At 67.8% G+C, this 23,745-nt stretch carries 12 protein-coding genes and 7 pseudogenes; 6 read left to right on the plus strand and 13 right to left on the minus strand.

Going from position 1 to position 23,745, the window contains the following annotated elements:
• Positions 1–27: 27 nt before the first annotated feature.
• From MMB17_RS17540 to MMB17_RS17555, 4 genes are all read right to left on the minus strand, one after another.
• Positions 28–2,880 (minus strand): NHLP bacteriocin export ABC transporter permease/ATPase subunit, encoded by a 2,853-nt coding sequence (locus MMB17_RS17540; protein WP_241099716.1) that lies wholly within the window; start codon positions 2,878–2,880, stop codon positions 28–30.
• The gene (locus MMB17_RS17545; protein ID WP_241099717.1) at positions 2,870–5,011 is read right to left on the minus strand and encodes an NHLP family bacteriocin export ABC transporter peptidase/permease/ATPase subunit; all 2,142 of its coding nucleotides are present in this window, start codon (positions 5,009–5,011) and stop codon (positions 2,870–2,872) included. Before MMB17_RS17545 ends, MMB17_RS17540 begins: the two co-directional genes overlap by 11 nt.
• A gap of 44 nt (positions 5,012–5,055) precedes the next feature.
• Entirely contained in the window at positions 5,056–6,306 is a 1,251-nt protein-coding gene (locus MMB17_RS17550; RefSeq protein ID WP_241099718.1) for an NHLP bacteriocin system secretion protein, read from the minus strand.
• 244 nt (positions 6,307–6,550) lie between these two features.
• Positions 6,551–8,209, minus strand: a complete 1,659-nt coding sequence (locus tag MMB17_RS17555; protein WP_241099719.1) for a methyl-accepting chemotaxis protein — start codon at positions 8,207–8,209, stop codon at positions 6,551–6,553.
• 390 nt (positions 8,210–8,599) lie between these two features.
• Between MMB17_RS17555 and MMB17_RS17560 the strand changes: the two genes are divergently transcribed.
• Positions 8,600–10,513: a potassium transporter Kup gene (locus tag MMB17_RS17560; RefSeq protein ID WP_241099720.1), complete on the plus strand. Its 1,914-nt coding sequence runs from the start codon at positions 8,600–8,602 to the stop codon at positions 10,511–10,513.
• 200 nt (positions 10,514–10,713) lie between these two features.
• On the opposite strand, the gene MMB17_RS17565 is transcribed toward MMB17_RS17560, so the two are convergent.
• Positions 10,714–10,905: a hypothetical protein gene (locus MMB17_RS17565; RefSeq protein ID WP_241102311.1), complete on the minus strand. Its 192-nt coding sequence runs from the start codon at positions 10,903–10,905 to the stop codon at positions 10,714–10,716.
• On the opposite strand from MMB17_RS17565, the gene MMB17_RS17570 reads away from it, so the two are divergent.
• Positions 10,868–13,054, plus strand: a complete 2,187-nt coding sequence (locus MMB17_RS17570; RefSeq protein WP_241099721.1) for a TonB-dependent siderophore receptor — start codon at positions 10,868–10,870, stop codon at positions 13,052–13,054. The two genes, MMB17_RS17565 and MMB17_RS17570, sit on opposite strands and share 38 nt — an antisense overlap.
• Before the next feature lie 378 nt (positions 13,055–13,432).
• Here the strand turns inward: MMB17_RS17570 and MMB17_RS17575 are convergent.
• Together MMB17_RS17575 and MMB17_RS17580 are read right to left on the minus strand one after the other, a co-directional pair.
• Positions 13,433–13,658 (minus strand): annotated as a pseudogene (locus tag MMB17_RS17575) (transposase); the annotation flags it as partial.
• Between the two features lie 64 nt (positions 13,659–13,722).
• Positions 13,723–13,950, minus strand: a pseudogene (locus tag MMB17_RS17580) (IS701 family transposase); the annotation flags it as partial.
• On the opposite strand from MMB17_RS17580, the pseudogene MMB17_RS17585 reads away from it, so the two are divergent.
• A pseudogene (locus MMB17_RS17585) lies at positions 13,951–14,244 on the plus strand (integrase core domain-containing protein); the annotation flags it as partial.
• Between the two features lie 159 nt (positions 14,245–14,403).
• Here MMB17_RS17585 and MMB17_RS25425 read toward each other — a convergent pair.
• From MMB17_RS25425 to MMB17_RS17605, 5 genes and pseudogenes are all read right to left on the minus strand, one after another.
• Positions 14,404–14,562 (minus strand): annotated as a pseudogene (locus MMB17_RS25425) (DUF3322 domain-containing protein); the annotation flags it as partial.
• A 25-nt stretch (positions 14,563–14,587) separates the two neighbouring features.
• Positions 14,588–14,798 (minus strand): annotated as a pseudogene (locus tag MMB17_RS17590) (1,4-butanediol diacrylate esterase); the annotation flags it as partial.
• Between the two features lie 2 nt (positions 14,799–14,800).
• On the minus strand, positions 14,801–15,661 hold the full coding sequence (locus tag MMB17_RS17595; RefSeq protein WP_241099722.1) for a transporter: 861 nt from the start codon (positions 15,659–15,661) through the stop codon (positions 14,801–14,803).
• A gap of 795 nt (positions 15,662–16,456) precedes the next feature.
• Complete coding sequence (gene acmB / locus MMB17_RS17600; RefSeq protein WP_241099723.1) at positions 16,457–17,650, minus strand: methyl acetate hydrolase AcmB; 1,194 nt, start codon at positions 17,648–17,650, stop codon at positions 16,457–16,459.
• Between the two features lie 89 nt (positions 17,651–17,739).
• Positions 17,740–19,386, minus strand: a complete 1,647-nt coding sequence (locus MMB17_RS17605) for a flavin-containing monooxygenase (protein ID WP_241099724.1) — start codon at positions 19,384–19,386, stop codon at positions 17,740–17,742.
• A 600-nt stretch (positions 19,387–19,986) separates the two neighbouring features.
• On the opposite strand from MMB17_RS17605, the gene MMB17_RS17610 reads away from it, so the two are divergent.
• On the plus strand, positions 19,987–20,874 hold the full coding sequence (locus MMB17_RS17610) for an AraC family transcriptional regulator (protein WP_241099725.1): 888 nt from the start codon (positions 19,987–19,989) through the stop codon (positions 20,872–20,874).
• 358 nt (positions 20,875–21,232) lie between these two features.
• Positions 21,233–21,406, plus strand: a pseudogene (locus tag MMB17_RS17620) (IS630 transposase-related protein); the annotation flags it as partial.
• Between the two features lie 20 nt (positions 21,407–21,426).
• On the opposite strand, the pseudogene MMB17_RS17625 reads toward MMB17_RS17620, so the two are convergent.
• Positions 21,427–22,197, minus strand: a pseudogene (locus MMB17_RS17625) (IS3 family transposase); the annotation flags it as partial.
• Positions 22,198–22,342: 145 nt separating this feature from the next.
• Between MMB17_RS17625 and MMB17_RS17630 the strand changes: the two are divergent.
• On the plus strand, positions 22,343–23,596 hold the full coding sequence (locus MMB17_RS17630; RefSeq protein WP_241099726.1) for a recombinase family protein: 1,254 nt from the start codon (positions 22,343–22,345) through the stop codon (positions 23,594–23,596).
• The last annotated feature ends 149 nt before the right edge of the window (positions 23,597–23,745 follow it).

Consider the following 23,745-nt stretch of genomic DNA (forward strand, 5'->3'; position numbering starts at 1 on the left):
CTGTCGGCGGGCGACCCGGAGCGGTCGTCAGGTGATCTGGCGCCGCACCAGCTCGGCGAACAGGCCGTTCTTCTCCATCAGCTCGGCATAGCGGCCCTGCTCGGCGATGCGGCCGGAATCGAGCAGATAGATCCGGTCGGCATTCTGGATGGTGGAGAGGCGATGGGCGATGACGATGCGGGTCACGTCGAGTCGTTCGAGGCCGTCCGAAACGATCTGCTGGGTGCGGTTGTCGAGGGCGCTCGTCGCCTCGTCGAAGAGCAGGATGCGCGGCCGGCGCACGATCGCCCGGGCGATCAGCAGGCGCTGGCGCTGCCCGCCGGACAGCAGGGCGCCGTCCTCGCCCACGAAGGTGTGCATCCCCATCGGCATCGCCCGGATGTCGTCGTCGAGGCCGGCCATGCGGGCGGCCTCCCAGGCATCCGCCTCCAGCAGGGGAGCACCGCTCAGGATGGCGTCCTTCAGCGTGCCGCCGCTGGCGCGGCTGCCCTGGAGCACCACGCCCATCTGGCGGCGCAGGCTCCGCTTGTCGAGGGCCGCCATGTCCTGGTCGTCGAAGAAGATCGAGCCGCTCGCCGGGCTCTCGAAGCCGAGCAGCAGGCGCAGCAGCGTCGACTTGCCCGAGCCCGAGGTCCCGACGATGCCGACGAACTCCCCCGGCCGCACGGTGAGCGAGACGCCGTCCAGCACCAGCGGCCCCTCCGCCTGATAGCGGAACACCACGTCGCGGATCTCGATGCCGCCGCGCAGATCCGGCGCCGCCCCGCGGCTGCCCGAAGCCTCCGGGACCGCCTGGAGCAGCGGCGCGGCGCGCTCGTAGAGGGGACGCAGGGACAGGAGCGCGGGGAGCGCACCGCCCAGCGACAGGGTGGCGGCCATGAACTGCCCGTAGGCGGCGTTGAAGGCGATGAAGCGGCCGAGGCCGATCTCCACGCCGCCCAGCCCGATGATGCCGATCATGAGCGCGGTGCCGGCGATGCCGAAGGCGGTCCCGAATGCCGAGAAGCCCGCCGCGACCCCGTGCTGGCGGAAGTCCAGCCCCCGCCGCTCGATGAAGAGGCTGGCCCAGCGGGCGAAGCCGCGCGCCTCCGCCCCGGCGACCTTCAGCTTGGCGATGCCCTGGATCAGCTGCAGCGCGAGGGCTTGCAGGCGCCCCTCCGCCGCCAGGGCCTGCCGCTTCCAGGCGAGGACGCGCAGATTGACGAGGATCATGACGGTGAGCTCGATCAGCACGAGCCCGATCGCCACCAGGGCCAGACGCCACTCGTAATAGACGATCAGGGCGAGGCTCGAGACGGAGAAGACCGCCGAGAGCAGGGTCCCGATCACCGTGCCGCTGATGGCGTCCCGCATCTGGTTGATCGCCGAGGCACGCAGGGCGAGGTCGCCGGAGGCGTAGGTTCGGAAGAACGAGGCCGGCAGCCGCAGCAGGCGATCCCACACCGCCCCTTCCAGATCCACGTTCAGGAGCGTGGCGAGGCGCAGGAGGACGAAGCTGCGGACCAGCTCGAACACGATGGCGCCGAGCCCGAGGGCGGCGATGCCGGCCGTCAGCTGGAGCAGTTCCGGACGCGAGGAGGCGGGGATGACGGTCTCGAACAGGATCTCCGTCGCGATCGGCATCACCAGGCTCAGGGCGCTGCTCGCCAGCCCGATGACCAGCACGGCGAGGAGGAGCGGCAGCGCCAGCGGGCTCGCGAAGCGCAGCAGGCCGCGCCCGTCGATGGGCGCGTCCGGCAGGCGGCGCTGCAGCACGTAGCCGTGATCGGCGAGACCGGCCGCGACGCGGGCGTCGACCCGGCGGCGGGCGCCGTTCCACCAGACCCGGTAGCCGCCCTGCCATCCGGTCCCGGCGATCAGCGCGACCGGCGCCCCGTCGGCCGCACGGAAGCCGAGCATCGCCTGGCCGCCCTTGCGCCACCAGCCATCGGTGAGACGGACCCGGCGGGGGCGCGTGCCGGCCCAGGCGGCGAGGGAGTCGATCCGGCTCTCCGGGGGGGCCTCCGCCTCGGGGGCGGGCGGGGAACCGGAGGGAAGCGCGACGCCGCTCGCGACCGCGACGGCGCGGAAGGCCCCTGCAAGGGAGGAGCCCGCGGACGCGTCCCGGCCGCTCTCCGCCAGGAGGGGTTCGATCGTCGCCGCGAGCACGGCCTGGTCGTGGCGGGCCTTGCCCGCGATGAAGGCGGCCTCGGCGGCATCGGCCTCCGCGAGGCACGCGGCAAAGGCTCGGGATAGGCGCGCCTGATGCGCGGCGAAGGCCCGTGCGAGCCCGCCCTCCGCGGCGAGCCCTGCGCTGCTGCGCCCGAGGACGGTCGCGCCCTGCTCCGACGTGATCCCGCCGGTCGCGGCCGCGACCGGAACGGGCGGATCGCCGGGCCGGCAGGGATCGGCGCCCGGCAGCCCGGTGGCGACCGCACCTTCGATCACGTCGATCCAGAGCAGGCCCTCGGCGGGGCGGGCGACGCGATCGGGCTCGACGGCGCCGGTGCCTTCCTCGAGAAGCCCGGCCTGGCCGGCGGGCGGCGTCTCCAGCACCCGGGCGATCTGCCGGAGCCACCGCTCCATGGCCGCGATCGCCGCGGGATCCGCCGCCTCCAGCGCCGCCAGGAACGGCTCCGGCGGGACGCACGAGAGGCGGGCGCCCTCCGCCGGGAAGGCGAGCAGGCGCAGCCCGCTCTCGTCCCCTTCCAGCGGAAGGGCGATGTCGCCCGCCTCCAGGGTGAGAAGCCGCCGCCGGCGGCCGGCCTGACCGGGCCGGTCGAGATAGAGGACCGCCGAGCCCTCCTCGAGGCGCAGGCCGCCCCCTTCGAGAGCGACCGCCGACCGCCCGTCCGCGGCGACGGGTTGCCCGGCGATCCGATGAGCGGGCTCATGCAGCACGGATCAGCTCCGCGTAGGTTCCGGCCCCGTTCCGCATGGCTTCGTGCCGTCCCCGCTCGACGACGCGGCCCCGCTCGAGGACGAGGATCTCGTCGCAGTCGCGGATCGCGCTGAGACGGTGGGTGACGAGGAGGACGGTGCAGCCGCGCCGGCGCAGATTGTCCAGGATGGCCTGCTCGGTCACGGCGTCGAGCGCCGAGGTCGCCTCGTCGAGGACGAGGATGCTGGGCTCCAGGGCCAGGGCGCGGGCGATCTCCAGGCGCTGGGCCTGACCGCCGGACCAGTTGGCCCCCCCTTCGCTGACGGGCGCATCGTAGCCGCCGGGCCGGGCGGCGATGGTCTCGTGCAGCTCCGCGTCGCGGGCCGCATCCAGCAGGCTCCGCTCGCCGACGCGCTCGTCCCACAGGGTCAGGTTCTGGCGAACGCTGCCTTCCATCAGCACGATCGACTGGTCGACATAGGCGATCGAGGCACAGCGGATGCCGGGGGGCACGCGGTCGGCCGCGAGGCCATCGAAGGCGATGCTGCCGGACCAGGGATCGGCCAGGCCGACGAGGAGGCGGGCGATCGTCGACTTGCCGCTGCCCGACGGACCGACCAGGGCGATGCGCGCCCCCGGAGCGACCGAGAGGGAGAAGCCTTCGATCAGGGGGGGATCGAGGGGGTTGTAGCCGTAGACGAGGTCCCGGACCTCGATCGCGCCGGTCAGCCGGCGCGTGGGCACGGCCTCGTTCGCGGCGACGGGCCCTTCCTCCGCGACGACGCGGCGATCGAGGGGATAGCGCAGCACGTCGTCGACCCGCTCCATCGCGACCCGCAGCTCCCGCATCTCGGAGGCGATGCCGACGAGGCCGCCGACCTGGGCGAGGAAGCTCGACAGCACGGTCTGGAAGGCCGCGAGGGTCCCGACGGTGATCAGCCCGTCCATGGCGCGCAGGCCGCCGATCCCGAGGATCGCCGCCATGGTCAGCGCCCCGAGGGCCTGGGGGACGAGGCCGAGGAGCTGCATCGGCACCTGCATCTCCCGGATCGCGTTCATGGTCCGGGCCTGTCCATTGGCCCAGCGGGTCATGAAATCGTCCTCGGAGGCGGTGGCCTTCAGGGTCTCGATGGACTGGATGCCGTTGATCGAGAGGCTGCCGAGCGTGGCCTGCTCGCGCATCACGCTCCTGGCGGCGTTCTCCTGGCGCCGCGCGACGAGGCGCGTGAAGACGATGTTCGCGAGCGCCAGGGCGAAGCCGATCCCGGCCAGAACGGGATCGTAGGCCAGCATCAGCCCCCCGTAGAACAGGGTCGCGAGGCCCGTGACCAGCAGGGCGGAGACCTGGCTGCCGATGAGGTCGCAGGCCCGCTCCGTCATGTGCAGGCGGCTGACGACATCGCCGGCGTAGCGCTGGGCGAAGAAGCCGGGCGAGAGCCGCAGGAGATGCCAGGTCAGCCGCAGGCCGAGGGACAGGCTGAGCTTCCACTGCAGCCGCGCCAGGAAATAGCCCTGCAGCCCGCTCAGGAGCCCGCTGAGAAGGGCCGCGAAGGCCAGGCCGAGGATCAGGGGACGGATCCAGTCGGTCAGATGCCGGACGAGGATGTCGTCGACGAAGATCTTGGTCGCGGCCGGCACGAACACGCCGGGGATCAGGGCCGCGACGCCGGCGAGCACGAGGAAGGCCACCGCCCCCCAGGAGGGGGCGAGCTCGGTCCGGATCGCCTGCCAGATGTCGGGGCGCCGGCCCGAGGGCGCGAAGGCGGCGCCCGGGCTCATGGTCAGCATCACGCCGGTGAAGGCGCGGCTGAAGGCCTCGTGGGTCACCGTGCGCGGGCCCGTCGCCGGGTCGTTGAGGTAGACGACGTCGCGGCCGATGCCCTCCAGCACGACGAAGTGGTTGAATTCCCAGAACAGGATCGCCGGCAGCGGCTTGCCCGCGAGCAGGGCGGGCTCCGTGCGCCAGCCTTCGGCCTCGAGGCCGTAGCGGCGCGCGGCCTGGACCAGGTTCCTGGCCTTGCTGCCGTCGCGGGAGACGCCGCAGGCCACCCGCAATTCCTCGAGCGGCACCCACTTGCCGTGATGGGCGAGCACCATGGCGAGGCAGGCGGCGCCGCATTCCACCGCCTCCATCTGCAGGATGGTCGGCACGCGCCGGCGCGGGATCCGTGGGAAGCGCAGCGGCCTGGCGGCGGTCATAGCCCGAAGAACCTGCGCAGGGCCGGCACGAACAGGCTGATCGGCCGGCCCGACCGGACCGTGACCTCGCCGGTCAACGGCGTCGTCGAGGTCAGTTCGATGCTCGCGCCGCGCGCGGTCGTCCAGGCGTAGCTCTCCGGCCCGCCCGGGCCGGGGGCCAGGCTGATGACGAGCTGCAGCGGCGGTCCCTTGCGCGTGAACAGCCGCGCCAAGTCGCTGTTGCCGAGGCGGAAGGTCAGGGCGCTCTCGTTCTCCGGGCTGTCATCGACCTGGATCACGGTCCCGAGCAGGCTGCCGTATTCCTCCTTCTTGGCCACGGAGGGCGACAGGCGCACCTCCATGCCGCGGCGGATCTCCTTGCCGCTGTCCGCGGGCACGTAGAGCAGCGCCTCCAGGCGCGGCCCGCCCTTCTCGATCACCATCAGCTTCTGGCCGGCGGCGACGAGCGCGTGGTCGTTGACCTCGTTCGTGGTGATCACGCCGTCGGCCGGCGCCGCCACCGTGGTGGCGAGCTGCTTGCTCAAGGCGTGCTGATCGCGCTGGCCCTCGGCGTCGCGCACTTGCCGATCGAGGGCCGCGAGCTCCTGATCGGATTGGTGGCGCAGCGACAGGAGCGTCGCATCCAGGGACAGGAGATCCGTGCGGGCCCGGGAGATCGATTCCTGGGCCGCGAACAGGCGCTCGCGGGCCTCGATGACCCGCTCGGACTGCGTCAGCCCCTTGGATTGCAGGAACTCGCGCTGCTGCAGGAGCTCGTTCAGGGCGCTCGCCCGCGCCTGGCCCAGGGCGATGGTCTCCTGCAGGGCCTCGCGCTTGCGCTGGGCGGCGATGGCCTCCTTGGCGAGATGGTCGTCGAGCCGCGCCGCGAGGGCGATGCGCTGCGCCTTGAGCTGGGTGACCCGCGCGTCCACGTCGCTCAGGCGCGCCACGTCCTCCGGCGCGCTGAGCGCAGCGATCAGCTCGCCCTTCTTCACGCGGTCGCCGCGCTGCCGGTAGCTGTCGATCCAGCCGCTCTTGGGGGCGTAGACGCCGACGAAGGCCCCGCCGGCCGGGACCAGCAGGCCCTGTCCGCTCACCGTGGTGCGGTAGCTGCCGAAGCAGGCCCAGCCCAGGCAGCCGCCGATGATGACGAGGGCGACGCTGAGCGCGGCCCAGCCGAGGGGCGAGGTGACCTTCACCATCTCGTCGAGGCGGTTCGGCCCGGCCAGGCTGTCGAGGGCTTCCTTGCGATAGAGGGCCGTCGTCATCGAACGGATCCGCAGCGCCTGAAATGGATCATGTCACCGTGCTTCATGCGGGCCGCGCGACTTCCATCGCGCAGACGCGGCAGCGCTGAGCCTATCCGGTGAATACTTAACGCCACGTCCTCGTCGGAAGGGGGCGGGTGAGGACCGCCCGGGCCGGAGCGGCGGCACGGGCACGGCGGCCGGGAGGCGCCGTGCCCGACAGGGCAGAGAGGGCGGCCGGGCGAGGGGCCCGGTCGCCTCGATCTCAGGCCGCGCGCACGGTGGCCAGGAAGTGGGCGACCTCGGCCGAGAGGCGCTCGGACTGGCGCGAGAGCTCGGAGGCCGAGGACAGCACCTGGTTGGCCGCCGCCCCCGTCTCGTCCACCGCCTGGGCCACGCCGGCGATGTTGGTCGTCACCTCGCCGGTGCCGGTGGCGGCCTGGGCCACGTTGCGCACGATCTCCTGCGTCGCCGCCCCCTGCTGCTCCACGGCGGCCGCGATCGAGGCGGTGACCGTGTCGATCTCGCGGATGCGATTGGTGATCCCGCCGATCGCGTCCACCGCCTGATCGGTCACGCCCTGGATCTCGCCGATCTGGCCCGCAATCTCCTCCGTCGCCTTCGCGGTCTGGTTGGCGAGCTCCTTGACCTCGGCGGCCACCACCGCGAAGCCCCGGCCGGCCTCGCCGGCCCGGGCCGCCTCGATCGTAGCGTTGAGGGCCAATAGGTTCGTCTGGCTGGCGATGTTGGAGATCAGGCCGACCATGTCGCCGATCCGCGTCGAGGTCGTCTTCAGCGCCTGGACGAGGCGTGCGGTCTGATCGGCCTCGCCGACCGCGTTCTGCGCCAGAACGGCCGAGCCCTGCACCTGCCGGCCGATCTCCTGCACCGAGCTGCCGAGTTCCTCGGCGGCGGTCGCCACGGTTCCGACGTTGGAGGCGGCTTCCTCCGCCGCGGCCGCCACCGTGGTGGACTGGTGGGCGGTGTGCGTGGCGGTGCTCGTCATCTGCTGGGCGGTCGCCTGCAGCTCGGTCGCGGCGGACGAAACCTGGCCGACGATGGCCCCGATCGCGGCCTCGAAGCCGTCGGCCATCTGCCGCATGCCCGCCTTGCGCTGCTCCTCCGCCGAGGCGCGGTTGGCCTCGGCCTCGATCTCGAGGGCGCGGATCCGGACGAGGTTGTCCTTGAAGATCTGCGCCGCCTGCGCGGTCTCGCCGATCTCGTCCTTGCGCTCCACGAACAGGATCTCCGTGTCCGTGCGGCCCTCCGCGAGCTGCATCAGGATGGCGCCGATCCGCTTGATCGGCCGCGCGACGTTGCCCATCATGAAGAACGCCGAACCGATGATGGCCAGCAGGACGAGCAGACCCGAGCCGAGACCGATCCGGCTCGCCAGGCTGGTCTGGTCCGACACGGCCTCCGTGGCGGCCTGGGTGAACCGCTCGGCATTCACACGCGACTCGTCGATCACCCGTTCCGCCTTGCCGGCGACCTCGCGCACCTTGGCATCGGCTCGGGCGGCGGCGGCCGGGTCGGGGGAGCGGTGCGTGGCCCCCTCGAAGGCCTCGGCCGAGCGGGCGATCTCGCCCAGGGCGACCTGCGTCTCCTGAAGCACGCCGGGTTTCAGGGCGATACGGATCGGTTCGTCGAGCCCGCGGGCGGCCGTCTCGGCACGCTTGCGGATGGCCGCCAGGGCGGCGGCGGCGTCCTGGGCGCTGCCGGACACGATCGTCCGGTAGTCCAGGAGAATCTGGCTGAAGGCGAGCTGCGCCGCCGAAACCCCGCTCAGGATCGTCTGCTCGCGCCCGACCGCCGCGATGCCGTCGAGGACCGCGCGGTTGCTCAGCCACTGGTTGACGATCATCCCACCGACGAGCACGCCGGAGACGGCGGCAGATGCTGTGAGCTTGGTCCCAATTCTCATAGATTTCGTTCCAATCACCGCCCGTTGATGAGCGTATAGTCATGTATTGCATTGATTAACTTGTGGTTTAAATGATTTTAAATTGTGTGAATTTTTATAAATTCATCTTTGAATTGCAAAATGGAGCGGGGCGCCTGCTTGGGATACCCAGACACTGCTTCAAATCATCGTCTAGAGGCCCCCTCTGATCGAACCGCCCCCCTTTTGACGGGGCCGGAGGCGCGGGAGGGCCGATCGTCACCCGGCCCGGAGGGTGTCGTCGGGACGCCCCTCGCCGGCGCGCCGTCCTGACAACCTCGTGAGCGGCCCGGCCCGGGGGAACGAAAGGAGGCCGTCGCCTGTATCTGCCCCGCCGATCCCGCGTCCGGATCGCATGAAGGGGCGAAGGCCATGGATGCTGGACCGCGCGCGCGTTCGGAGGCCGCCCAGGCCCGGCCCACCGTCGTCGCCACGGCGCTGGGCGCCCTCGGCATCGTCTACGGCGATATCGGGACGAGCCCGCTCTACGCGCTGAAGGAGACGGTCCGGGCCGCCGGGGCCGGGGAGGCGCTCTCGCGGGAGGCCGTCCTCGGCTCGGTCTCCCTGATCCTGTGGTCGCTCGTGCTGATCGTGGCGCTCAAATACGCCATCCTGATCCTGCGGGCGGACAACCGGGGGGAGGGCGGCATCGTCGCGATGCTGGCGCTGCTCGGCGCCCGCCACGCCCGGCCCGGCTCCCGGCAGGCGCTCCTGCTCGTGGTCGGGCTGGTCGGCGCGGCTTTGCTCTACGGCGACGGGGCGATCACGCCCGCCATCTCGGTGCTCTCGGCGGTGGAGGGCCTGAAGGTCGACGCCCCGGCCCTCGCGCCCTTCGTGGTGCCGATCACCCTCGTCATCCTCATCGGCCTGTTCTCGGTGCAGCGGAAGGGCACGGGCTTCATCGGCCGCATCTTCGGTCCGGTCATGCTGGTCTGGTTCGCCGTGATCGGCGCCATCGGCCTCCTCGGCATCGCGGCCGATCCGGCGATCCTGCAGGCCCTGAACCCGCTCCATGCCCTCGGCTACCTGGTGAAGGCCGGCCCCGGCACCGCCTTCGCCATGCTGGGCGCCGCCTTCCTCGCCGTCACCGGCGGCGAGGCGATGTATGCCGATCTCGGGCATTTCGGACGGCTGCCGATCCGGCTCGCCTGGTTCACGATCGTACTGCCGGCGCTCGCCCTGAACTATCTCGGCCAGGGCGCGCTGCTGCTCGCGGACCCCGCCGCCGCGGACAACCCGTTCTTCCAGCTCGCCCCGGCCTGGATCCACTATCCCCTGGTGGCCTTCGCGACCCTCGCCACCGTGATCGCCTCGCAAGCGATCATCTCCGGCGCCTTCTCCCTGACCCAACAGGCGATCCAGCTCGGCTTCTTCCCACGCCTGCGCATCACCCACACGGCGAGCCACGAGGAGGGCCAGATCTACGTCCCGATCGTGAACTGGCTGCTGGCCCTGGCGACGCTCGGGGCGGTGCTCGCCTTCCGCTCGTCGGACGCGCTGGCCGGCGCCTACGGCATCGCGGTCTCCCTGCTGATGGTCATCACCACCGTGCTCGCCGCCCTGGTCGCCCTGCACTGGGGCTTCAACCCGGCCCTGGTGCTGGCCGCCAACGGCGCCTTCCTGCTGGTCGATCTCACCTTCTTCGGCGCGAACAGCCTGAAGCTCCTCGAGGGCGGCTGGTTTCCCCTGGCGCTCGCCGCCGGCGTCGCCTTCCTGATGCTGACCTGGCGCCGGGGCATGCAGCTGGTCGAGGCGGCACGCCGGGAGATCCGGATGCCGGAGGCCGACTTCCTCGCCCGGATCGAGGCCAAGCACCTGCCGACCGTGCCCGGCACGGCGGCCTTCCTGACCGCGGCGGAGGAGGGCGTGCCCCTGCCGCTGATGAGCTTCGTGCGCCACGTCCACGCGATCTACGAGCGGGTGCTGATCGTCACGATCCGGAGCGAGGACGTGCCCTATGTGCCGGCGGGCGAGCGGGCGCGGGTCGTGCCGATCACCGATCGAATGCGCCGGGTGATCCTGTCCTTCGGCTTCATGGAGAAGCCGCAGGTGCCCGAGGGCATCCGCTGCGCGGCCGAAGCCGGCCTGCTGCCCGGAATCGACCCCGACGCGATCAGCTACTGCATCGGCCGGGAGACGGTGATCCCCTCCGACGCGCGGCCGGGCATGACGGGCTGGCGCGAGGAGATCTTCGCCCTGATGCAGCGCAATGCCGAGGAGACGGCGAGCTATTTCTGCATCCCGCCGCGCCGGGCCATGGAGGTCGGGACGGAGATCGAGATCTGACCGGCGCGTAGGCCTGCCGGGGCCTCACGCGCCTGCCGGAAGCGGCCTTCATCTGGGCCGAAACAGGCACGGAAGCGACCGCCACGCGTCGAGAGCGGCCGCCAGCGACTGTTCAACAGCGATTTTCATGAGACATCGACAAATAAAGCGGCACGATAATGCGGCCCATTCTTCGCAAAAATCGACGTGAAATCCTTCATTTAAATAATTCCAATCTGTGATTTTTCTGCAACTTCGCCCCGGAACATCGGTTTTACATGGTGCTCACGGCAGAGGGCATTGGACAAGGGCAGGGCCGCCGAATAACGCCCGATGAGATCGCATGTTGTTTGCGGCCTGGAACGAATCCCCAGCATGTCACGCGTCAGCAGAGCCAAAAGATCGGTGCGCAACTATAAGTTGCTATCCGTCTGTGCCGGTAGCGCCGTCTTCGGTTTCCTGGCGATGCCGCCCCAGGCCGCGCTCGCCAGGCCTGACGTCGTCCGTGTCGACGGCGAGGCGGAGACGGTCCTCTCGGAACTCAGCGTCACGGGCAACGGCCCCGGCAAGGAAACGGCCGTCAGCCCGGTGCGCGGCTATCGCGCCACCCGCTCCGGCACGGCGACGCGGACCGACACGCCCCTGCGCGACAGCCCGCAATCCGTCAACGTCGTCCCGCGCGAGGTGCTGACCGACCAGCAGGACCTCCGCCTGACGGATGCCCTGCAGAACGTGAGCAACGTGCAGCCCGCCGGCACGATCCAGGGCCGGTCCGACACCTTCGTGATCCGCGGCTTCAAGACCCAGACCTACGCCATCGACGGCGTGCTCCTGAACCAGGCCAACAACTTCGCGGTGGTGACCCGCGACCTCGCCGATGTCGAGCGGATCGAGGTGCTGAAGGGCCCCGCCTCGGTGCTCTACGGGCGCGGCGATCCCGGCGGCCTCATCAACATCGTCACCCGGCGCCCGACCTTCGCCCCCTCCGCCGACCTCACCCTGCAGGGCGGCAGCTTCGGCTTCCGGCGCCTGCAGGGCTCGGTGTCGGGGGCGATCCCCGAGATCGACGGGCTGGCCGGCCGCGTGAGCTTCGCGCTCCAGGACGACCCGACCTTCCGCAACTTCGGCGACCGGACCAACACGCGCAACTTCGTGGCGCCCGCCTTCACCTACAGCCCGAGCCCCGACACCCGCATCTCCTTCGTCGGCGAGTTCACGAAGGTGGACAGCCAGTACGACGAGGGCCTGATCGCCGTGAACGGGCGCGTGCCGCTGGACAACATCGCGCGCTACTACGGCGAGCCCTATTCCCGCTACAACGCGGCGGCCAATTTCGGGCTGCTCCGGGTCGAGCACGATCTCAACGAGAACATCACCCTGCGCCAGGTGCTCAGCGCGCAGGGAGGCGGCTTCGACCTGCTGGCCACCCGCGCCACCGGCCTGACCAAGGGCAACACCCTGGTCACGCGGCGCGACACCGGCGTCGCCTCGACCTACGCGACCGTGGACAGCCAGAGCGAGGTCGTCGCCAAGTTCGACCTTCTCGGCCTGCGCCACACGGTCCTCGTCGGCGTCGAGTACACCAACGGCTATCGCCGCGCCTACACGACGCAGGGCAACGTCGCCTCGGTCAGCTTCCTCAACCCGACCTTCGGCGCGCCCCCCGGCGCCCTCGCACTCCAGGCCGACCTGAAGCAGAAGAACGCGCTGACGAGCCTCTACGCCCAGGACCAGATCGAGCTCGGCGCCGGCTTCCAGCTCCTGCTCGGCATCCGCTACGACGACGGCGAGCAGTTCTACTTCAGCCGCACCTTGACCTCGCGCACGATTCCGCCGACGCAGGCGCTGTCGGGCACCTCGCCGCGGGTCGGGCTGATCTACCGGCCCGTCGAGCCGCTGACGCTGTATGCGAGCTATTCGACCTCGTTCAAGCTGCAGACCGACAACGTCCTGAACACCGTCAACCCGCCGCCGGAGACCGGGGAGCAGTACGAGGTCGGCAGCCGCCTCGACATCCTGCCGACCCTCACGCTCTCCACGGCCGCCTTCCAGATCACGCGCAACAACGTCTCGGCCAACGATCCGGTCCATACCGGCTTCTCGGTCATCACCGGCCAGCAGCGCTCCGAGGGCGTGGAGGCCGACCTCGCGGGCGAGATCCTGCCGGGCTGGAACGTGATCGGCAGCGTCGGCTATCTCGATGCCCGGATCACCCGGGACACGACCTTCGCGGTGGGCAACCGGCTGCTCGCCGCCCCGGCCTTCAGCGGCAGCGTCTGGACGACCTACCAGATCCAGGAGGGGGCCCTGCGCGGCCTCGGGATCGGCGCCGGCGTGACCTATGTGGGCAAGCGCTTCGGCGACCTGAACAACAGCTACACGGTCGGCGCCTATACCCGCGTGGATGCGGCCCTGTACTACGATGTCGACGAGCATTACCGCCTCGCCATCAACGCCCGCAACCTGACCAACGCGCGCTACATCGAGCAGCCGTTCAACATGTTCAACAACCTGCCCGGAGCCCCCCTCTCCGTGCTGGCTACCCTGACCGCCAAGCTGTAGCGCGGGGTCATGCCCCCGGGGTGCGCTCACCGAAAAACCGTGAGGCACCCCGGTCCGGCCCGCGCGGCCGGCCCTGTCGCACCGGGAACACGGCCTCAGCCCGCCGCCCGACGGCGTGCCCGGCAGAGGCTTCGCGATGCTGAAATCCAGAAAAAGTCCGGCCGGATCAGGCTCGGGAAGGATGGCGCGCCACGTCGAATAAAAATGCGAACACGTATGTCATTGAGGTGACGAGATAATTTCGATAACACGTTCCTATCAACGCCAGGCGGTCTCACTAACGCCGAGAGCCAACCTCCGCGCGCTCCAAGTCGTCGAAGCGCCCGACGCATTGGTCAGGCCTACGAGGCGAAAGTGCGACATGGCCCTCGCGCCTCGCAGCCAGCGCTGGGCCTGATCGTAGACCGAGTGCCAGGGCGGCAAGTCGTGGGGCAGCGCGCGCCAAGCCACGCCGTAGCGCACGATGTAGCGCAGACCGTTGAAGGCCTCTCGCAGGCTGTGTTCCCGCTGCGCGGCAGTCTCAGGCAGAAGCGTCAGGTAAGGGGCGATCAGCGGCCCACTCTTCATCGCTGACATCGGAGGGGTAGGCGCGGCGGGATTGCATCCCTTCAAATCTGGCGCACTCACCGGTCCGTAACAGCCTCTAGCACTACCTGGGCACTTTGAGGTCAGCCGGCAGCCGGAAGCGGCGCCGGCAGTGCGGGCATTGCACGGGCGGGATGAGCGCCACGAACAACTGCCCGATGATGGCCTGACGCATGGCTGGCAGGCTCGGAGACGGCGGCGGCCCCGGTAGGCTGGCCACCTTTTTTCCCCCGATCCGTCCGGTCGGGCTCAGCCAAACGCAGGTGCTGCAGGTAGGCACAGGCGATGCACGTCATCAGCGCGTGCCGGTGCGCCGGCCACGCGACGTGATCCATCGCTCCGATCAGGGATCGCAATACACGTCGCGGGCCTTCGGCGGTCGCTGCCGCGAAGCGGGCGTGCGGCCCTCCATGGGCTCGGTGGGCGACGCCTACGACAACGCAATGTGCGAGAGCTTCTTCGCGACGTTGGAGTGCGAGTTGCTCGACCGCCGGCGCTTCGCCTCTCAGGCACAGGCCCGCATGGCCGTGTTCACCTTCATCGAGGGTTTCTACAATCCCGTGCGCCTGCACTCCGCAGCAGCCTGGACGGGTCGAGGGTCCTGAAGCGGATGCGGGTGGGCTTCTCCCGGAACCTGTATCACGCGGCGAACTGCACGATACCAGAGCGCTCGCCAGCGATCGTCTCGGGCGGTACGCGAGATAGAGCAACTCCGCCAAGACCGGGCGATGAGCCTCGATGAACTTGCTGTGGACACCAGGAATATCGGCCTGGCGCAGGTAGATGCCGGATCGCGGATGATCGACGCACCACCGCACCACGGCGAGAAGATGCGGCCCTTGCTCCGCGAGGCCCATGGCCTTCAAGGGGTATCCGGCGAGCCAAGGCAACAGCGGTACAGCCGAGCCCTGGGTCTGTGCCACGATCCGCCGAAACTGTTCGGCATACGGGATCGCCGAACGGCAGGATCTGCGTCACCCAGAAGCCGCCGACGCCGTTGCGCCGATCCATTCAGTAGAACAGGTTGGCGAGATTCGCCCAGCCGAGCGAGCCGGCCCATCAGCGCGTCCTCGCCGTTGATCACGAAGCTGAGCCGCCAGGACTTCTTCTGTCCGGGGAAGAATTCCGCGTCGTTCGAGAGCGAGGGGATCACGCCAGTTGCTAAAATACCTTCAGAACACGCATGATCGCTCCAAAATCCTGTCGAAATCCGCCCTCAGAATGGAGGTCGTGGTTGAGTTCGAGGCCGATCTGAAGCGTCGGATCGATGAAGTATCCGCCATGAAAGCGGATCCTCTGCGTTTCGGTGCGCGCGCCGGTGGGGAGGCCGTTCAAGTTTTGTGCGCCGCCCCAGATCCCGGTGTACCCGATCGAGGTACTGAAGGACGGATTCCATCGCCAATTCAGCCAGGCCTGGATGCGGTGGGTCGGTGCCTGTGTCAGCAGGCCGGTGCCGGGGAAGGCGCGGTCGTTCTCGCCGTAGAATTGCGCGTCGTAGGCGAGATCGAGGCCGAGGTGTTCGCCAAAGCCCTGTTGCAGCCCGAGCTGGACCGTCCCCCTGACGCGGTTGTCGCCGAGATTGAGCGCGGCGAAGCGATCGTAGGTCCCCGTGGGCGGGTTGATGAAGCCGAGCACCATGACCGCCGTTTGGGAATCGACGTTGATGTAGGGCCAGAAGAAAGCGGAGAGCGTCACGTTCTGCGCGCCGAATGTGCTCGCGACGGGCTGACAGCCGATCCGGACATCTTGGAGGCCTCCGAAGATCTGGAAAACCTGAACGCCGCCGCGGATGCTGCCGATCTCACCATAGTGCACGAGGCGGGCGATGCCGGCGTGAACCTCAAGGCCCGAGTCCCGCAGGGTCGGCCCGCCCGTGATTCTGTAATCGGTGTTGTGGCCATAGGCATAGTAGCCCATGGCCAGGGTCGTTCCGGCCGGCAGAACGGTGAAATCATAGGGCATGATCTCCTGCGCCTGCGCGTTCCGGCTGGGCAGGCAGGTCGCGGTGGCGAGGAGAACCAAATCGGCCGCACTCTTCCTCAGCCAACTCACTCTTCGGCTAGAGCGGCGTCCGGTCGCGTTGCAATCGGGAACGGCGCCCGGTCGCTGTTTTGACGCGCTCTGTTTCACCGATCCGGCATCCGCTTCGGCGAAGAGCGCTCGAGCATCGTCCCGGATATCGGATTCGGGACGGTGCTCCCGACCCTTGTTTTCGCATCGTCTTGTCTCGAAAGCCGGAAACCACCGTTTGGGACGATGCCCTAGAAATCCCATGATCATCATATGCCCCCAAGATTTCGAAATTTTTTGAGCGCAGCATTCGTTGTTGCGCCAGACGGCGCGATGTTTTTGTTTCTCTAGTATTTGTCATCATAATTTCTGCTGTCGCAGAACGAGCAAGATAAATATTTTATCTTGATCCGAAATATTTTTCTATACTCGCAATAATTGTGCGGAAAATGGTCGATTAGATTGATTGTGCCGCATTTATTCCCACGGAACCGGCGATCACTTCCATGGAAAATGTCCCAACGGTGTCGTTTTGCGGATCTGGATTTCGGGATCGATTGCCCGGACCCTGGCGGCGTCGATGCGAAAGGCCGAGCGGGATCGGGGGGCATCACTGCATGTCGCCCCCGATCCCGTAGGACAGGCGGGGATTGCCGTCCGGATCCGCCCCTCCAAATTCGCTCGACCTCGGCCGATCTTCGTACCGGACAGCGAATGCTCGCGCCTTTAGCGTCTCTCACAAAACTCCCGTGGCGCCGTCAGACTCAAGGCGAGAGCCGTCCGGGGTCGGGAGTTTGTGAGGCACTCTTACAGGCCGCGATAGACCTCGGACTCGAAGGCGAGATAGCTGCCAAACGAGACCGGGTCTCCGAACGGCAGGATCTGCGTCGCCCAGAAGCCGCCGACGCCGTTGCGGCGATCGATCCAGTAGAACAGGTTGGCAAGACCTGCCCAGCCGAGCGAGCCGGCGGGCCGGCCCGTCGGCGCGTCCTCGTCGTTGATCATGAAGCTGAGCCCCCAGGATTTCTTCTGTCCGGGGAAGAACTCCGCATCGTTCGAGAGCGAGGGGATCACGCCCGGCAGCATCGTCACGGTCTGGCCCCGCAGATGGTTCTGCTCGGCCAGCCGCACCGTCTCAGGCTTGAGGACGCGGCCGTGCTCACCCTCGCCGTCGTTCAGCCACATCCGGATGAAGCGGATGTAGTCGCCTGCCGTGCTGTAGAGGCCGTGACCGCCCATGTGGACCTCGGGCTCCTGCGGCAGCTCGAAATCCATCGCCGCGAGGGTGCCGTCGGGATTGCGGGCATGCATGCTGGCGAGGCGCCGACGCATGGCGTCGGTCAGCACGAAGCTCGTTTCGCGCATGCCGAGGGGCTTGAAGATCCGCGCTTGCAGCACCTCGCCGAGCCGCCGCCCCGTGATGCCTTCGATGACCTGACCGCACCAATCGAGGTTGCTGCCGTATTCCCAGCGGTCGCCCGGGTCGAACAGCAGCGGCGTCATCAACGACGCCTTCGAGCTCGTGATGACGCTCGGCTGCCCCCGTTCCTCGGCCAAGCGCGCATAGTTGCGGTTGAAGAAGTCGTACCCGAACCCGGCGGTGTGCAGCAGCAGCATCCGCGTGGTGACGGCTCGTTTGGGCGCACGCAGGCGCGGCTCGCCGGCCGCGTCGAAGCCATCGAGAACCTGCAGCCGCCCGAGATCGGGGGCGTAGGTCGATGCCGGCGCGTCGAGGTCGAGTAGTCCCTCCTCAACGAGCTGGAGCGCCGCCGTGCCGGTGATCGCCTTGGTTGTCGAGAAGATCGCGAAGACCTTGTCGGGGGTCATCGCGGCATCGCCGTCGATGCGGCTGCGCCCGGCCGCGCCCTCATAGATCGTCCTGTGCCGGTCCGTCGCCATCGCGACGACCCCCGGCACACCGGCTTCGGAAGCGACGGCGTTCCGCAGGATCGCGTCGAGGGGCTCCCTCCGCAAGTCGGCCGATGTCGAAATGTCAGTCATACCCTGCCTCCCATGATGCTGAAGAGCAGGGGCACGGCACCGGAGGCCGTGCCCCGTTTTCATCGACGGTGGTGGTCCGTCGTGTCGGCTCAGCGGAAGGTGAAGCCGGGATAGCCGCGCTCAGCCACGGCGGTGCATTTCTGGCGGTAGGTGCCGACGCCGCCGATGTAGGACAGGAGCCTGCGCGGCTTGCCGGCGACGTTCGAGCCCATGTACCAAGAGTTGGTCTTCGTCACGAGCGTGGCCTCGGCGAGCGCGTCGTGATGCTCGACCCACTCGTCCTGCGCCGCCTTCGTCGCCTCAATCACGTGCACGTCCTTGGACCGCATGTAGTCTATGCAGTCGCTGATCCACTCCACCTGCTGCTGGAGGCAGGTGGTCATATTGCAGAGCGCCGCCGAGGGAGCGAGGGGCGCGCCGGTCATGAAGAGGTTGGGGTAGCCGTGGACCTGCAGACCCATGGTGGTGCGGATGTCCTGTCCCCATTCCTCCTTGAGGGAGCGGTTGTCGCGTCCGCGGATGTCGATCCGTGTCAGCGCACCGGACCCGGCGTCGAAGCCGGTCGCCAGGATGATCACGTCGAGCGCGTGCTCGGTCCCGTCGGCGAGCCTGATCCCCTTGGGAGTGATGGCGGAGATCGCGGTCTCCCGCAGGCCGACGAGCGTCACGTTCGGCCGGTGGAACACGTCGAGGAAGCCGCGTTCCAGCGGCACGCGATGCGTGCCGAAACCGTAATCCGTGGGGATCAGGATGTCGCAGAGGCGGGGGTCCTTCAGCCGCTCGCGCATCTTCGCGCGCACGAATTCCGACACCGTCTCGCTGGCCTCCTCGTCGGAGAAGATCTCCGCGAACGAGGCCAGCCACAGCTTGAGGGAGCCGTCCCGCCAGATCTCATCGATGATCGCGTGCCGCTCCTCCGGGGTCCTATCGGCCCACGCGCCGTTCTCGAAATCGTATTCGAAGCCGGAGAAGGTGTGCGGGATCCGGCCTGCCAGCTCCTGGAAGCGGGCCTTGTAGGCGGCCTGCTCGGCGCCCCCGTAGGTCGGGTTCTTCATCGGCAGCGTGTATTGCGGCGTGCGTGCGAAGACCGTGAGGTGCCCGACCTTGTCGGCGATGGTCTGGATCACTTGGATGCCGGTGGCGCCAATGCCGATCACGCCGACTCGCTTGCCGGAAAAGTCGACGGGGGTCTTGGGCCAGCGTGCCGTGTGGAACAGCGTCCCCTCGAAGCTGTTCTGGCCCGGAAACGCCGAGGTCAGCGGAGCCGACAGCATCCCGCAGCAGGTGATCAGGTAGCGAGTGTCGATCACGTCACCCCGGTCGGTCTCCACCCGCCAGCGGCCGGTCGACTCGTCGAAGCGCGCCGTCGTGACCGTGGTGTCGAAGCGCATGTCCTTGCGCAGGTCGAGCCGATCGACGACGTAGTGCATCCAGCGCTCGATCTCGGGCTGACCGGGAAACTTCTCGCTCCAGCTCCAGCCTTTGTAGAGCTCTTCCGAAAAGAGATACTGGTAGATATAGGCTTCCGAGTCGAACCGTGCGCCCGGGTAACGGTTCCAGTACCAAGTTCCGCCGACATCCGAGGCGGTATCGAAGGCCATCACCGACAGGCCCTGCTGCCGCAGGAGATAAACTTCATATAGGCCCGCCACACCCGTGCCGATAATCATGGCGTCTAGGCTCAGTGTCGGCGCGCGCGCGTGGCTCACTTCCGCGGAAGAGATCGCGTCAGACATCGTTTTCTCCCTATCGTATTTTTATGAGATATTCTGGCCGATTTCGTCGTGATTGATCGATCGGAACGGCATGCTCGCTGGGACAGCTCAGCTCGAGAGGCGCTCGGTTGAGTCGGCCCCCGGTTCCCTTGTTCCGGCTGCGCTGACCTCCCTAAGCGACCGGTAACGCCATGAAGCCGCCAATGCGGGCGTGCAGTCTTGAACGGGCCGCAGCGACCTGTTGTCTGATTTTGCTGTCCGGTCCCCTCGGCCCTCCGGCCGACGGGTTCGCGAGCGAGTACGCGCTCCGCCCGAAGCGGATGCGGGTTCCGCGCGGGAGAGGCCGTCGCAACACGTCTCTGTCTTAGGTTTCGACCTCGTCCAAATGACGAGAGATCGGAGCGGGAGACGGTTGTCTACGTACTGGAACGTGGCCGAGCCGCCAGCGCCGGATCGTTCTCGGTGGCTTGCGCTTCACGGATGTGCAATATAATGCGACTTGCGAGTCTCGTCAGCGCCAACGCTGAGAAAGAGGGCAATGCAATTCTTTGTTGCAGCTCGCTTGGCGGTCGGAATGAACGATGTTTTGCTACCAGACACTGAAGCAGTGAGCTTCTTCCGATGAGCGCACTGATCACACCCGATGAATTGCCCATCTGGGTGCCCGGTGAGGTGACTGTCGACAGTGCCGCTCTGCAGTGGGACAATATCCGTGTGCGCGGCTACCGCTATGCGCCATCGGACGTGCCTATTCCGCCGATGCAGGATCTGCTCATCGTCGTCTACATGGACGGCGCCACGCCGATGCACCGCCGCTGTGAGGGCGATTGGCGCAACGATCTCGTGGCGCCCGGCAGCATCTCCTTCCTGAGCCACGAGATTCATTCGCACTGGCGCTGGACGGAACCGACCGAAGTCCTGCACCTCTATCTGTCACCCTCGCACCTCATGGCAGCGGCGTCGGACCTCTTCGAACGCGAGATCAGTACCGTGAACCTCCGCGACGTGCTGCGGGCGGACGATCCCGTGCTCGCCGGGATGGTAATGGCCCTGGCGCAGGAGACGCGCCAGCGCGGGCTCGGCAGTCCCCTCTACGTCGAATCCGTCCGGCAATGCGCCTGCATCCATCTCCTGCGCCACTACACGGAGGTCCAGTTCCGGGCATCGGCGGCGCACGGCGGTCTCTCCCTCTTGCAACGACGGCTGATCACGCAATACGTTGAGGACAATCTCGATCAACCGATTACCCTTGCGGAATTGGCCGGAGTCGTCCGGCTGAGCGTGTTTCACTTCACGCGCAAGTTTCGCAGTGAATTCGGGTGTCCGCCACATGCATACGTGATGCAGAGACGGATCCTGCGCGCCAAGCAGCAATTGGCGCAATCGACCCTTCCGCTCAAGGTGGTCGCGGCCAATTGTGGCTTTTCCGACCAGAGCCACATGACCCACGTCTTCAGCAACCGCCTCCACATGACACCGTCATCCTACCGAAAACTGGCCTCGGGTTGAAGCTCGGGCATGCTGGCGACCGGAGGAAGCCGATAAGGCCTGAAACCCGCTGCCGAATGGCGGACGTTATGGCCGGGGGCAGGGCTCCCCGATTGGAAGAGGTTGTCTTGATGACGTCCTTCAGCCTGTCGACCACCGTGAGGTAGCCCTCTTCGTCGAGGAAGCCGACATCGCCCGAATGGAACCGGCCGCCCTCGAAAGCCTCGCGCGTCTCGTCGGCCTTCCCCGGTAGCTGACCTTGTCCCCTGGCCTGCCTTCATTCTGAAGCCAGAGCGGTGTCCGACCGGCTTGAATCGTCTGGGGTTCCGAGAGCGGCGCGGATATGATTCCATGCCCGGCTTTCCAAGAGGAGCGCCGGATGCCCTCAGCCCTGTCGGCCGATTTGCGTGAACGCGTCATGATGGCGATCGAGGCAGGCGCCTCACGCCGGGAGGCCGCCAGACGGTTCGAGGTCGGTCCCGCCAGTGCCGTGCGCTGGCACGAGGCCTTCGTGCGGGAAGGACGCACACGGGCCAAGCCGATAGGCTGGGATTGCCCCGTTTTTGTGGACGGTCAGGGGGCTTGGCTGAGCAAGGTCTCGATTGGCAGTTCTGACGCGGTCTTTTGCTCGTAGACGAGCGGCGAGCGGTAGCCGAGCGCCGAGTGGCGGCGCAGCGGATTGTAGAAGCCTTCGATGTAGCTGAAGACGGCCATGCGTGCCTCCGCCTGCGAGCGGAAGCGGCGGCGGGCGCGCACCTCGCATTCGAGGGTGGAGAAGAAGCTCTCGGCCATGGCATTGTCGTAGGCGTCGCCGACCGAGCCCATCGACGGGCGTACACCCGCTTCCTGGCATCGGTTGCCGAAGGCCAGCGACGTGTACTGCGAGCCCTGATCCGAATGATGGATCACGTCGCGCGGCTTGCGCTGCGTGACGGCCATCTCCAGGGCGTCGAGCACCAACTCCGAGCGCAGGTGGTTGGTCATCGCCCAACCGACGATCCGCCGGCTGAAGGCGTCGAACACCACCGCGAGGTAGAGGAAGCCGACCGCGGTCGGCACGTAGGTGATGTCAGCGACCCACAGCCGGTTCGGCGCTTCGGCCCTGAAGTTGCGGTCGACGAGGTCGGGGGCCGACCGCACCTCCTGATCGCGCCGCGTCGTCACGTGACCGCCGCGTCGATGGCTGGCTCCGACGAGGCCGGCCTCCCGCATCAGCCGGGCGATGCGCTTGCGAGAATGCCGCTCGCCCTGCTCGCGCAGGTCGGCGTGGACACGCGGTGCGCCGTAGGTCTGGCGCGAACCGAGATGGACGGTGCGGATCCACTTCAGCAGCACGGCGTCGGCCTGGAAATGTACGTGCGCGGCCTGGCCAAGTCCGGCGTACGCCTCGTCTCGATCACCCAGGAGTTGGGCGACGATCCCGCGCAAGTCATGATGCGCCAAGTGATCGCATTGTTCGACGAGTATCAGTCGCGCGAGAACGCCAAGCATGTCCTCGAGCCATGAAGGAGAACGCGCGCCAGGGGTTCTACAACGGCGCAACCCTACCGCTCGGCTACGCGAGAAGCGCGGCAACCGGGCCAAGAAGCGCCTCGTCGTCGATCCGGTCGAGGCCGAGACCGTAAGGCTGATCTTCAAACTCTATCGCAATGGTGACGGCCGTTCGGGTCCGCTGGGGATCAAGGCGCTGACCTGTTGGCTCAACGAGCGCGGCTACCGCACCCGCAACGGGGCCCGCTTCGGCGTCGCCACGATCCACGGCATTCTGACCAACCGCGTCTATATCGGCGAGTGGGTGTTCAACCGGCGCGACTCGAAGACCCTCGTCGAGAAGCCGAAGACCGAGCACATCCCGATCAAGGTGCCGGCCATCATCGACCGGCTCGAGTTCGAGGCGGTGGACGCAACGCTCAAGGCGCACAATCCGCGCGCCACGCCAGCCCGCGTCGTGACCGGGCCGGTCCTGCTCACGGGCTTGGCTACCTGCGCCACCTGCTCGGGGCCGATGACGATGCGCACCGGCACCTCGAAATCGGGGCGAGTGTACACGTACTATTCCTGCTCGACCCACGGTCGCCAGGGCAAAACCGGCAGCAAGGGACGCTCGATCCCGATGCAGAAGCTCGACAACCTGGTGACGGATCATCTCGTCGCCGAGTTGCTGCAGCCCGACCGGCTTCGCGCGACGCTGGCCTCGCTGTGGGCTTTGCGGTCCGATAGAGCGGCAGAGGTCGATGGCCGCGTGAACAGCCTCCTGGCTGAGGTCACGGCAGCGCAGGACAAGCTCAAGCGGCTCTACGCGATGGTCGAGGATGGTCTGACCGATCTCGACGACATCCTGCGCGAGCGGCTGGCGGCGTTGAAGCTGGAACGCGACCGCGCCAAGGCGGCGCTGGATCGCATCCGTGTAGCGGAACACCCTCCGGCATCCATCTCCCCGGAACTGGTCGAACGGTTCGGGACGCTCATGCGCAAGAACGTGACGACCGGGGAAATCCCGTTCCGCAAGGCCTGGCTGCAATCCATCGTCGATCGCGTCGAGGTCGATGACGATGTCATCCGCATCGTCGGCGATAAGGCTAACCTCGAAGCCGCTGTTGCCAGCGGTGCCGTCCAAGGTACGGCTGGTGTTCGCACTTCTGTACGCAAATGGCGCGCCCTACGGGAGGGCTCGGCCGCTCGTAATTCTGCTTATAAATCAGTGGCCTGGAGCCGCCTTGAAGGTCCGCGTTGTACGACCTGATGGGCTGAGCGGTCAAGGCAGCTCATCGGGCGCCCTCCTCTCGCTTTGCCCAGAGGGTCACACACGCGAGACGTAACCCTACGCGGGGCGAGCCAGAATTTCCCCCGTATGCCCACCCCGGACCTCCCTCCAGGCGGTTGCACGGCGGG

It is taken from the genome of Methylobacterium organophilum, assembly GCF_022533465.1.
Classification (GTDB): Bacteria; Pseudomonadota; Alphaproteobacteria; order Rhizobiales; family Beijerinckiaceae; genus Methylobacterium; species Methylobacterium organophilum.